This window comes from Streptomyces sp. F63 (assembly GCF_018070345.1).
Classification (GTDB): Bacteria; Actinomycetota; Actinomycetes; order Streptomycetales; family Streptomycetaceae; genus Streptomyces.
This window is the reverse complement of the sequence record NZ_JAGPXX010000003.1, coordinates 429,015-440,790: the sequence shown is the minus strand read 5'-3', so window position 1 is coordinate 440,790 and position 11,776 is coordinate 429,015. Positions and strand designations below refer to the sequence as shown.

Below are 11,776 nucleotides of genomic sequence, written 5' to 3'. Positions count from 1 at the left end.
CCCCGGCGGGGCCGGCCGGCCGGCCCCGCCGGGGCCGCCGCCCCCGGTGCCGCCCCGCCCGCGCCGCTCGCCCCCGGTGACCGGCAGCGTCTCCTCGACGGCGCACACCACGACCCGCACGCCCTCCTGGGCGCCCATCCGCTGCCGGACGGCGGCGGTGTCCTCTTCCGCGCGCTGCGGCCGTACGCCCGCGCCGTCACCGTCGCGGTCAACAGCGGTCCGGGCGCCGGCCTCCGGGCCGGTCTGCACTCCGAGGGCGACGGCCTCTTCGCGGGTGTCCTTCCGCTCGACACCGTCCCGGAGGACTACCGGCTGCTGATCACCTACGGCGAGGGCGACGCCCCCGAGGTGCTGGAACAGCACGATCCGTACCGCTTTCTGCCCGCCCTCGGCGAGTTCGATCTGCACCTCGTCCACGAGGGGCGTCACGAACGGCTGTGGGAGGCCCTCGGCGCGCGGCCGATGACGCACGGCGGCGTCGCGGGCACCCGGTTCACCGTCTGGGCGCCGAACGCCCGCGGTGTACGCGTCACCGGCGACTTCACCTGCTGGAACGGCACCTGCTACCCGATGCGCTCGCTCGGCGGCAGCGGCGTGTGGGAGCTGTTCGTGCCCGGGGTCGGCGAGGGCGCCCTCTACAAGTTCGACATCGCCGGGCCCGACGGCGCGCACAGTCTGCGCGCCGACCCGATGGCCCGGCGCACCGAGTGCCCGCCCGCCACCGCCTCGATCGTCACCGCCTCCGCGTACCGGTGGCAGGACGGGGAGTGGATGCGCCGCCGCGCCGGGCGCCGCGTCCACCAGTCGCCGTTCTCCGTCTACGAGGTGCATCCGGCGTCCTGGCGGCCGGGGCTGAGCTACCGGCAGCTGGCGGAGCAACTGCCCGCGTACGTCAGGGAGCTGGGGTTCACCCACGTCGAGCTGATGCCGGTGGCCGAGCATCCCTTCGGCGGCTCCTGGGGGTATCAGGTCACGTCCTACTACGCCCCGACCGCCCGGCTGGGCACCCCGGACGACTTCCGGTATCTCGTGGACGCCCTGCACCGGGAGGGCATCGGGGTCATCGTCGACTGGGTGCCCGCGCACTTCCCCAAGGACGCGTGGGCGCTCGCCCGCTTCGACGGCACGCCGCTGTACGAGCCGGCCGACCCGCGGCGCGCCGAGCATCCCGACTGGGGCACGCTGACCTTCGACTACGGGCGGACGGAAGTCCGCAACTTCCTGGTCGCCAACGCCGTGTACTGGTGCGAGGAGTTCCACATCGACGGTCTGCGGGTCGACGCGGTGGCGTCCATGCTGTACCTGGACTACTCGCGGGAGGGCGGCGAGTGGGTCCCCAACCAGCACGGCGGGCGGGAGAACCTCGACGCCGTGGCGTTCCTGCAGGAGATGAACGCGACCGTCTACCGGCGCTGCCCCGGCGTCGTCACCGTCGCGGAGGAGTCCACGGCCTGGGACGGCGTCACCCGGCCGACCCACGTCACCGGCCCGAACGGCCTCGGCGGTCTGGGCTTCGGCCTGAAGTGGAACATGGGCTGGATGCACGACTCGCTGGGCTACATGGCGCGGGAGCCGGTGCACCGCAAGTACCACCACCACGAGATGACCTTCTCGATGGTGTACGCGTACAGCGAGAACTACGTCCTGCCCATCTCCCACGACGAGGTGGTGCACGGCAAGGGCGCCCTCGTCGGCAAGATGCCCGGCGACTGGTGGCAGCGGCGCGCCGGCCACCGGGCGTACCTGGGCTTCATGTGGGCCCATCCCGGCAAGCAACTGCTGTTCATGGGGCAGGAGTTCGCACAGGGCGCGGAGTGGTCGGAGGTACACGGGCCGGAGTGGTGGCTGATGGACGACACCTATCCGGCGGCCGGTGACCACCGGGGCGTACGGGACCTGGTCCGCGATCTCAACCACGTCTACGCCGCCGAGCCCGCGCTCTGGGAGCGGGACACCGACCCGTCCGGTTTCAGCTGGATCGAGGGCGACGCGGCGGAGGACAACGTCTTCGCGTTCCTCCGGCTGGCCGCGGACGGGGCGCCGCTGCTGTGCGTCAGCAACTTCTCGCCCGTGGTGCGCCGGGACTACCGGCTCGGGGTGCCGAGCGAGCCCGCCGGCTGGCAGGAGGTCCTCAACACGGACGACGCCCGCTACGGCGGCAGCGGCGTCGGCAACCCGGATCCCCTCAAGCCGGAGGCGTCCCCCTGGCACGGCCGGCGTGTCAGCGTCCGGGTCACGCTGCCGCCGCTGGCGACGGTCTGGCTGCGGCCGGTCTGACCCGGCACCGGCCACGGCCGCGGACGCGGAGGCGGCCGCGGAGGCGGAGGCGGAGGCGGCCGCGGACAGGGTGACGCCCCTCCGGCCGCCAGGGGAAACAGCCGGAGGGGCGTCGGGGAGATGGTCTCGGAGGGGGTGCGCCCGGGTCCGTGGAGGGACACCGCGGGCCGCTTCGCGGCGGACCCGGGCGCCGGCCCGTCAGACGCCCACCGTCTCCTTCGCCCCGCCGGGGTGGTCGGGTCCCGGGTGGGAGGAGGGGTCCGGAGCGCCGGGGGCGCCGTCCGGCCGTCGGCCGTCCTGGCCGTGCTCGTCGTGCCGGTCCTGCTCGTCGTGCCGGTCCTGGTCGTCGAGCCGGTCCTGCTCGTGGCCGTGGCCGTGGCCGTGGTCGTCGACGAACGTCCGCTCGTCGAACGGGAGGTGTCCGGCGAGGACCTGCCCGGCCCGGGCCCTGTCGATCTCCTTCGTCCAGGTGCCGACCAGGACCGTCGCGACGGCGTTGCCCGCGAAGTTGGTCAGGGCGCGGGCCTCGCTCATGAAGCGGTCGATGCCGACGATGAGGCCGACGCCGTCGACCAGTTCCGGCCGGTGGGACTGGAGGCCGCCGGCCAGGGTGGCCAGACCCGCGCCGGTGACACCGGCCGCCCCCTTGGAGGCGATGATCATGAAGACGAGCAGGGAGATCTGCCGGCCGAGGGAGAGCGGGTCCCCCATCGCCTCGGCGACGAAGAGCGAGGCCATCGTCAGATAGATCGCGGTGCCGTCGAGGTTGAAGGAATAGCCGGTCGGCACGGTGATGCCGACGACCGGCCTGCTGACGCCCAGGTGCTCCATCTTGGCGATGAGCCGCGGCAGCGCGGACTCCGAGGAGGAGGTCGAGAGGATGAGCAGGAACTCGCGGCCGAGGTACCGGAGCAGGGTCAGGATGTTCACGCCCGCGACGATCCGCAGCAGCGCGCCGAGGACGAGGAAGACGAAGACCCCGCAGGTGATGTAGAAGCCGATCATGATGACGGCGAGGGACTTCAGCGCGTCCGCGCCCGTCTCCCCCACCACCGCCGCGATGGCGCCGAAGGCCCCGACCGGCGCCACCCACATGATCATCGCCAGTACGCGGAAGACCAGCCGCTGGAGGTGCCCGACCCCGCGGAGCAGCGGCTCGCCCGCACTGCCCATGGCCTGCAGCGCGAAGCCGACGAGGAGCGCGACGAGCAGCGTCTGCAGCACCTCGCCCTCGGTGAAGGCCGAGACCATGGTGGTGGGGATGACGCCGAGCAGGAAGTCGGTGGTGGACTCACCGGCGCCGGCCGCCTGGGCCTCGCCGGCGCTGCGCGCGGACTCGGTCAGATCGAGGCTGACGCCGGGAAGCAGATTGCCGACGACCAGACCGATGGCCAGCGCCACGGTCGACATGATCATGAAATAGCCGAGGGCGAGCCCGCCGACGGCACCGACCTTCGCGGCCTTGCGGACGGATCCGACGCCGAGCACGATCGTGCAGAAGATGATCGGCGAGATCATCATCTTGATCAGTCCGACGAAGCCGGTCCCGAGCGGCTTCAGCCCCGCGGCCACGCCCGGCGCCGCGAAGCCGAGGAGGATGCCGGCGAGCACCGCGGCGATGACGGCGAGGTAGAGATAATGGGTTCTGTCCCGCTTCACCCGGGTGCCCCCGGGCGGTGCTGCTGCGGCCACGGTCGTCCTCCTGCGTCGAGCTCTCCGGCTGGTCGCGCCGCTTGCGGTGTCCGTCCCGCCCGTCCCGCGCTCCCGCCCGGTCCCGGCGTTCCCCGCGTCCTCGGCGACTATCCACCAGCGGGTGCGCCGGGTCACGGTTGCGTTCATTGAGTTCGCGGAGGACGCCGGTCCGCCCGGCGGCGGGCGGCCGCGGCACGGCGGCGGCGGGGAGCGCACACCCCTGCCGGTCTCCGGGACCCGCCGGGCAGACTGGGCGCATGCGCGTTCCCCGTCCCCGCAGCCTGGCCGGCCAGCTCTTCGCCATGCAGGTCGTGCTGGTCACCGTCGTGGTGGCCGGCTACGCGGTGTTCACGTATGTCACGGACCTGCGGCAGACCGAGGAGACGGCGCGGCTGCGGGCGATGACGGCGGCGCGGACGATCGCCGTGTCACCGTCCGTGCCGGAGGCGATCCGCGGTGCGGACCCCACGGCGGTGCTCCAGCCGTACGCGGAGACCGTGCGCCGCGACACCGGGGTCGCCTTCGTCACGATCATGGATCCGGACGGCATCCGCTGGACGCACCCCGACCCGGAGCGGATCGGCGGGGAGTTCCTCGGCCACACCGGGCCCGCGCTCGCGGGCCGCACCTTCTCCGAGACGTACACCGGCACCCTCGGGCCGTCGGTGCGGGTGGTGACACCGATACGGGACGGCGGCCGGGTGGTGGGCCTGGTGAGCGCCGGGATCACGGTGGAGCGGATCAGCGCCGAGATGCGCCGGCAGATGGCCGTGCCCGTGGGGGTGGCCCTGGGGGCGCTGCTGCTCGGCGGCCTCGGCACCTACGTCGTCAACGCCCGGCTGCGCCGCCATACGCACGGGATGAACGCCGCGGAGCTGAGCCGGATGCACGACTACCACCAGGCGGCGCTGCACGCGGTGCGCGAGGGACTGCTGATGCTCGACGGACGGCGACGGATCGCGCTGGTCAACGACGGGGGTCGGGAACTGCTGGGGCTGGGCCCGGACGCCGTGGGCCGCCGCGTCACCGAGCTCGGGCTGCCCCGGTCGCTCACCGGGGCGCTGCTGGCCTCGGAGCCCCGGGTGGACGAGGTGCATCCCACGGCCGAGCGGATCGTGGTGGTGAACACCTCGCCGGTCTCGGGCGGTGAGCGGCGCGGCACGGTCGTCACCCTGCGGGACCACACCGAGCTCCAGGCGCTCTCCGGGGAGCTGGACTCCGTGCGCGGCTTCGCGGAGGCGCTGCGGTCGCAGGCGCACGAGGCCGCGAACCGGCTGCACGCCGTGGTGTCGCTGATCGAACTGGGCCGCGCGGACGAGGCGGTGCGGTTCGCGACGGAGGAGCTGGAGCTGGCGCAGGCGCTGACGGACCGGGTGGTGGCGGCCGTGGGCGAACCGGTGCTGGCGGCCCTGCTGCTCGGCAAGGCGGCGCAGGCGAGCGAGCGGGGCGTGGAGCTGTCGCTGACCCAGGAGAGCCGGATCGACGACGGTGTGCTGCCGGCGGAGCTGCCGCCCCGCGACCTGGTGACGATCCTCGGCAACTTGATAGACAACGCGGTGGAGGCGGCCGGCGGGGAGAACACCGCGGCGGACGGCCGGGAGCGGCGCCCGCGGGTGACGGTGACGGCGCGGGCCGCGGACGGCGAACTGCTGCTGCGGGTGCGCGACACCGGCCCCGGCATCAGCCCGGAGGCACTGGACGGCATGTTCGAACGCGGCTGGACGACGAAGACGGCACGGCACGGTGGTGGCGCGGCGTGCGGACCGGGGCGCGGACTGGGGCTGGCCCTGGTCCGGCAGGCGGTGCGCCGCAACGGCGGAACGATCGAGGCGGCGCGGACGGAGGGCCGCGGCGGCGAGGGCGGGAGCGGCGCGGACGGAGGCGGCCCGGGCGCGGAGTTCACCGTGCGGCTGCCGCTGGCCGCCGTGGCGGGGGCGGCACGGTGAACGGGGGCGGCACGGTGAACGGACGTGCGCCGATCCGGGTGCTGGTCGTCGAGGACGACCCGGTCGCCGCGGACGCGCACGCGCTGTACGTCGAGCGGGTGCCCGGTTTCGCGGTGGCCGGCACCGTGCACTCCGGGGTGGCGGCCCGGCGGCACCTGGAGCGGGACCCGGTGGACCTGCTGCTGCTCGATCTGTACCTGCCGGACGGCCACGGGCTGGGGCTGCTGCGCTCACTGCGCGCCGCGGGCCGGACGGCGGACGTCATCGCGGTGACCTCGGCGCGCGATCTCGCGGTGGTCCGGGAGGGCGTGTCGCTCGGCGTCGTCCAGCACGTGCTGAAGCCCTTCGCCTTCGCGACGCTCCGCGAACGGCTCGTGCGCTACGCCGAGTTCAGGGCGGCCGCGGGCGAGGCCAGCGGGCAGGAGGAGGTGGACCGCGCACTGGCCGCGCTGCGCGCCCCGTCGCCGACGGCGCTGCCGAAGGGGCTCAGCGGCCCGACCCTGGAGTCGGTGACCCGGGCGCTGCGCGGCGCGGACCGGAGCGGTATCACGGCCCAGGCGGCCGGTGAGGCGGTGGGGATCTCCCGGATCACGGCCCGCCGCTACCTGGAGCACCTGGTGGACACCGGGCGGGCCGAACGGCGGCCGCAGTACGGGCAGGTGGGCCGGCCGGAACTGTACTACCGCTGGCTGAGCCCCGCGTGACCAGCGCCGAGCCCCCGAGGGGCGGGCCGCCGCCGCCAACGCGGCCGGGCGGCACGGCAGCGCCTGCCGTGCCGCCCGGAGCGCGGGGCCGTGGCGCGAGGACGCGCCCGGGGGGCGGGGGCGCGGAACGCCGGGGCCGGAAGCGCGGAGCCGTGTCCCGTGGCGGGCCGCCACGACCCGGCACAACGCGCGGGACCGGCCCGCTACTTCGTCACGGCGGCCTCGACCTCGGCGAAGGTCTCGGCGTCCACGAGGCCGGTGTCCTCCAGGACCTCCAGGTGGTCCAGGACCGTCTGGTTGGCCTGCCGCGCGTGACGGCGAATCAGGTCGTTCTGCGTCGAGCCGCGGACCTCACCGATGACGGCGAAGATCTTGCCGTGCGAGGCCCGCAGCAGATTGGCGAAGAGCTTGTCGAACTCGGCGCCCTTGGCGGCCTTCATCTGCCGGACCCACTCCTGCTGCTCGGCCGTGGCCTGGTCGGGGATCTGCACCCCGAGCAGCTTGGCGTCCTCGCGGACGAGCTGGTCCAGCTTGGAGTGGCCGTCGATGAGGTGGAGCCCGGCGCGCTTGACCGCCTCGCTGGAGGCGTTGGTCTGGGCCAGCCGCCCGGCGGGGATCTCCCACAGCCCGGCCTGCCGCACGGACGACAGGAACTTCTTGTCGACCTCGGTGACGGTCCCGATGTTCCCCGCACTGGCCCCGGTCTGCGCCTGCCCCTGTGCCTGCCCCTCGGCGGGGACGGAGCCGTCGGCTCCGGCCCCCACCTGGGGCGCTCCTGCTACCGGACTCGACTCCTCGTTGGCTTGGCTGCTGCTGGTCTGCAGATTGATCAGTACGGGTATGAGTGCCAGTACGGCGACGATCGCTAGGGCGATGGCCGCCGTGCGCATCGACACTCTGGGCCGTTCGGCCCGACGGTTGCTGCGCACGGTGCCTCCTCCTGGGGACGGGTGTTCCCTCCCATACGGAGGCCGCCGGGCGGGTGTTCACCGTCCGCCGGGGCAATCCGGACTGCCCCTCTCCGTACGGCCGCCGGGCCCGGAAGGACACCAACACGGCACCCGCGCGCCCGGACGGCCGTGCCCTCCGGCCTCGCGTCCTCCGCGTTCCCGACAGACCCTGGAACGTTCCGAACACGGACCGAGCCCACGGCACCTGTGTCCAGCCGGCCGCGAGCCCCGGCAACTCGGAAGACCTGCAGGACTGCGCCGGCCTGCGGCGGAACCTGCCACGTGGAAGGCCGACCTCGGTTTCTCAGTCGGTTACCCGGATGTCCTGTCCGATGAATTCCACGAATTCGCCCCAGGAGGCCGGCTGAACGCTCATGGTTGCGCGGTCACGGTCCTTGGTGTCCCGGACCAGTATTTTGTCCGGGACGTTGTCGGCCACTTCGACGCAAGTATCCGACTTCGTATAGGAGCTGGTACGCCAGTTCGGGGTCATGGGCCACATGGTTGGCTCTCCTAGTCGCTCGGCATCTGATCGAAGTGCTGGATGGCTGTGAGAATGAGGTCCCGGACCCCGGTGCCGTAGACCGCTGACTGCTTCAGTAGTGCGAACGCCTTGGTGTACAGCTCGATCTCTCGGGGCTGCGTGACGGAGAGTTCCGCAGAGTAGGTCTCGACGAGGACAAGCCGGGCATCGAACATCGAGAACGAGTTTCCCGGCCATATGGAGGCCGGCGCGGAGCGGGGCACGATGCCGAGGCTGAGCCGGGGAAGTCTCATCACGGCCAGGAGCCGGTCGAGCTGCCCCTTCATCACGTCCGGGCCCCCGAAGTTGGTGTAGAGGGCCTGTTCGCCGAGCAAGACGTTGAAGATGCGGTCGCCCCGGTACAGGTACTGCTGCCGCTCAAGCCGCTTCGCCACGGCCTCTTCGGCGTCGTTGGGGATCTCGTAGTAGCTGACGACCTGTTCGAAGACCGCGGAGGCGTATTCGGATGTCTGCAGGGTCCCCCAGACGACTGTGGGGTGCCATATGCGGAACACCTTGGTCTTGCCGTAGACCGGAAGGGCTTGCCGCTGTCGCTGCTCCGCGCCGGCCCGGAGGAGCCGCCGCATGTCGAGCCACAGTTCATCGACATGGCGGACGGTGGCGGTCAGGTCGCCGAGTTGGTTGTCCTGGCCGGTGATCTCGCACCAGACGCGGACGTCGTCCTCGCTGGGGCGCTGCTTTCCGTTCTCGATGCGGGAGACCTTCGATTCCTGCCACGCGGCGGCACGGGCGAAGGCCCGGCCGCTGGTGAATCCGGCGTCCTTGCGGAAGCCGCGCAGCCGGGCACCCAGCGCTTGCAGTATCTCTTCTACTTGCGTGCTCACGGAAAGGTCAGGGCTTGTACTCGGGGTGTGGGACGGCGGCGGCCCACAGGAGATCCCGCAGGCGCACACACTCGGCCACGGTGTCCGGGTCTTCGACGATCTCCGAACCGAGCACTCTGCCGTCGGAGTCGAAGTGGCCCACGGCCAGGAGGCGGTTGTCGTACAGCCACCAGTCGTTGCCGCCCAGGGGGAAGGTGATGTCGTCGGGGAGGCGGTGCCGGGGCAGCCAGCGGATCTCCTCGCCCGCGTCCTCGTTGAGGGTGGTGGTGGCGTGCTCCCACTGGATGTAGGGGCTGTGCGGCTCGGTGACCACACGGACGCGTCGGACTGTCTTTCCTTCTCCGGTGACGCGCCGCATGAGCTGGGTCCACGGTTCCATGTAGGAGTGGTCGACGGCCTCACCGCGCAGCCAGCTTGTGAACGGGCTCTCCTCCCCGGGGACGGAGTAGTCGTCCCTCAGCTCCAGGTGGAATGCGTCCTGCGCGAAGCTCTCAAAGAGCTGGTTGCGCTCGGCGCTGGAGATCAGCTCCACGCGGTTCCTCCAGTAGGGCGGTGATGGCGGTCTTGGGGACCTCGACGACGGTCTCGTAGTCGGGAATCTCCATCTGGGCGAGGGCCTCGGGGTCGGTCACCTCGCGGCCCTGGACAACGAACGTACCGTCCGGGGTCAGGATCATGACCGGGTCCTCGACGCGCCTGATCTCCCCGGTCGGCAGGCCGTCCTCCGTGAGGTGCTCGAACAGCTCCGTGGGCACCTCCACCGCCGTCTGCCCCTCGGGGACATCGAGTCGCATCAGCAGGTCGTTCGCGTAAATCCTCCAGCCCTGGACGAGGTAGGTGTCGCGGTCCGTGGCGTACAGGGTCGGACAGTCGCCGGTCGTGGAGTTCTTCCCGAGGAACCGTAGCTTCATGGTCGTTCTCCCGTCTGCAGTCTTGCGCGGGTTTGCTCGACGCGACGATGGTCGGGGACACATCAGGTGCCGTCAATCGACTTGCTGCAAACTCGCGCAATCTTCTTGGGACTTGGGTGGAGCTCGCTCTACGTTCGTTCGCGAACCCGGACAACGGAGGCAGCCGTCCCGCGCTGCGGTACGGAGAGGAGACGTGTGGTGGCCGGTGTGGCGGACGAATCCGAGGCGCCGGCCGTTGGCAGCCTGCCGATCGACACGGTGCTGACCATGGACAGCATCGATGCCGCCCCGGGGACGTAGCTGAACACCTCGACCCGCGAGGGCGTCGACACCAGGACGGCGCCCGTCATCGGCCCCTCTGTAACGCCCTGCCCCCCAACCCCTCTCGGCACACCGCCGACAAGGAGAACGCTCGTGGACGACGCCTTCGGCACGACAACCGGGAACCGCGGCAACAGCCCTGCGTCCGAGCGGCAACTGCGTGACGCCATGGTGCAGCGGCTGATCGAGTTGGGTGCTGCCCGCGACCCTCGTGTGCTGGCTGCGTTCCGCTCGGTCCCCCGGCACCTGGCCACTCCCGGGCTGGCCATGGCCAAGGCATACGACGCCGAGTACGCGGCGGTGACGAAGACCGACGCGGAGGGGGTGGACATCAGCTCGGTGTCGGCTCCGCGCATCCAGGCCCTGCAGATCGAGCAGGCCGGCATCCAGCCGGGGATGCGCGTCCTGGAGATTGGGTCGGGCGGGGTGAACGCGGCCTATCTCGCCGAGTTGGTGGGTGAGCGGGGCCACGTCGTCACGATGGACATCGACCGGGATGTCACCCGGCGGGCGGAGGACTTCCTCACGGCGACCGGCCACCGCAACGTCACTGTGGTCACCGGCGACGGCGAGCTCGGCGCACCCGGCCACGCACCGTACGACCGTATCGTCGTCACTGTTCAGGCCGCGGATGTCCCGCCCGCGTGGGTCCACCAACTCCAGCAGGGCGGACGGCTCGTGGTGCCGCTGCGGATGCGTGGCATGACCCGCACGGTGGCCCTCGTCCGCGACGGTGAGCACTTGGTCAGCGACGGGTTGGAGCTGTGCGGCTTCGTCCCGATGCAGGGTGCCGGCGAGAACCGGGTACGCCTGGCCGTCCTTCACGACCCCCAGGGCGAGGAGGTCGCCCTGCGCCTGGACGGCCACCCGGAGCCCGATCCCGAGGCCTTGCGTGCCGCGCTGCACGCACCGCGCGCCGAGGCGTGGTCCGGAGTGACGCTCGCAGGCGAGGAGTCCAACGAGCACCTGGACCTCTGGCTGATGACCGCCCTGGACAACCTGCCCCTGATGGCGGCGAAGCCCGCCGCCCGGCAGCGCGGTCTGGTCGCCTCCGCCTCGCCGCTCGGCGTGCCGACCCTCGTGGAGGGCGACAGCTTCGCCTACCGGACCGTGCGCCGTACCGACCACCCGGACCGGTTCGAACTGGGTGCGGTCGGCCACGGGCCGCAGGGCAAGGCGGTCGCCGAGCGCCTGGTCGAGGAGATCCGGACCTGGGACCGCAGCCACCGCGGACACCCCGCGCACGTCGAGATCCACCCGGCCGGAACGCCGGACGACCAGCTCCCCGCAGGCCGCGTCATCGACCGGCCGCACACGCGGGTCACGATCTCCTGGCCGTGACGCGCACGCCTTCGACCAGGACGTATGGCACATCCACCCAGCTCTTGCAGTGAGGAGAACGTGATGGCACCGCAGAACACCGGAATCGCCCTGAAGGCCGCTACGGATTTCGGGACCGTTGGAGACTCGGACTTCGATCTCCGCATCGAGACCGTGGCTTCCGCCCCTGTCCTCGGTTCGCTGCTGAACGACACCAGCGACAACTGCGGATCCACCTGCCAGTCCGCCTGCTCCAACAGCACCTGCATCGGCGGCTGACATGCCGC

General features: G+C 71.9%; 12 protein-coding genes. 5 read left to right on the top strand and 7 right to left on the bottom strand.

All coding sequences use genetic code 11. The features are described 5' to 3' along the window. Positions 1 to 2,277: 1,4-alpha-glucan branching enzyme (gene glgB, locus KBZ10_RS05990; protein ID WP_247701830.1), on the top strand; the 2,277-nt coding region annotated here is incomplete at its 5' end. A 198-nt stretch (positions 2,278 to 2,475) separates the two neighbouring features. Here the strand turns inward: glgB and KBZ10_RS05985 are convergent. Continuing rightward, positions 2,476 to 3,969: a cation:dicarboxylate symporter family transporter gene (locus KBZ10_RS05985; RefSeq protein ID WP_210986416.1), complete on the bottom strand. Its 1,494-nt coding sequence runs from the start codon at positions 3,967 to 3,969 to the stop codon at positions 2,476 to 2,478. A 257-nt stretch (positions 3,970 to 4,226) separates the two neighbouring features. On the opposite strand from KBZ10_RS05985, the gene KBZ10_RS05980 reads away from it, so the two are divergent. Together KBZ10_RS05980 and KBZ10_RS05975 are read left to right on the top strand one after the other, a co-directional pair. Then, the gene (locus tag KBZ10_RS05980; RefSeq protein WP_210986415.1) at positions 4,227 to 5,915 is read left to right on the top strand and encodes a sensor histidine kinase; all 1,689 of its coding nucleotides are present in this window, start codon (positions 4,227 to 4,229) and stop codon (positions 5,913 to 5,915) included. Between the two features lie 14 nt (positions 5,916 to 5,929). Continuing rightward, positions 5,930 to 6,619, top strand: a complete 690-nt coding sequence (locus KBZ10_RS05975) for a response regulator (RefSeq protein ID WP_210986414.1) — start codon at positions 5,930 to 5,932, stop codon at positions 6,617 to 6,619. A 203-nt stretch (positions 6,620 to 6,822) separates the two neighbouring features. Here the strand turns inward: KBZ10_RS05975 and KBZ10_RS05970 are convergent, their stop codons facing one another. The 6 genes from KBZ10_RS05970 to KBZ10_RS05945 form a co-directional block, all read right to left on the bottom strand. Continuing rightward, complete coding sequence (locus tag KBZ10_RS05970) at positions 6,823 to 7,548, bottom strand: DUF4142 domain-containing protein (RefSeq protein WP_307847218.1); 726 nt, start codon at positions 7,546 to 7,548, stop codon at positions 6,823 to 6,825. 325 nt (positions 7,549 to 7,873) lie between these two features. Continuing rightward, positions 7,874 to 8,062 (bottom strand): DUF397 domain-containing protein, encoded by a 189-nt coding sequence (locus KBZ10_RS05965; protein WP_307847217.1) that lies wholly within the window; start codon positions 8,060 to 8,062, stop codon positions 7,874 to 7,876. Between the two features lie 20 nt (positions 8,063 to 8,082). After that, positions 8,083 to 8,937 carry a helix-turn-helix transcriptional regulator gene (locus KBZ10_RS05960; RefSeq protein ID WP_210986412.1) on the bottom strand — a complete coding sequence of 285 codons (855 nt, stop codon included), beginning with the start codon at positions 8,935 to 8,937 and terminating at the stop codon, positions 8,083 to 8,085. Positions 8,938 to 8,944: 7 nt separating this feature from the next. Further along, positions 8,945 to 9,469 carry a DUF6879 family protein gene (locus KBZ10_RS05955; RefSeq protein WP_210986411.1) on the bottom strand — a complete coding sequence of 175 codons (525 nt, stop codon included), beginning with the start codon at positions 9,467 to 9,469 and terminating at the stop codon, positions 8,945 to 8,947. Then, a complete protein-coding gene (locus KBZ10_RS05950; protein WP_210986410.1) occupies positions 9,429 to 9,848 on the bottom strand; it encodes a hypothetical protein in 420 nt (139 codons plus the stop codon). The genes KBZ10_RS05955 and KBZ10_RS05950 overlap by 41 nt, the downstream gene beginning before the upstream one ends. A 128-nt stretch (positions 9,849 to 9,976) precedes the next feature. Next, positions 9,977 to 10,198 carry a hypothetical protein gene (locus KBZ10_RS05945; protein WP_210986409.1) on the bottom strand — a complete coding sequence of 74 codons (222 nt, stop codon included), beginning with the start codon at positions 10,196 to 10,198 and terminating at the stop codon, positions 9,977 to 9,979. Positions 10,199 to 10,262: 64 nt separating this feature from the next. On the opposite strand from KBZ10_RS05945, the gene fxlM reads away from it, so the two are divergent. Further along, positions 10,263 to 11,510, top strand: coding sequence for a methyltransferase, FxLD system (gene fxlM / locus KBZ10_RS05940; protein WP_307847216.1), 1,248 nt, complete (start codon positions 10,263 to 10,265; stop codon positions 11,508 to 11,510). Between the two features lie 63 nt (positions 11,511 to 11,573). Then, entirely contained in the window at positions 11,574 to 11,768 is a 195-nt protein-coding gene (locus KBZ10_RS05935) for an FxLD family lanthipeptide (RefSeq protein WP_210986408.1), read from the top strand. The last annotated feature ends 8 nt before the right edge of the window (positions 11,769 to 11,776 follow it).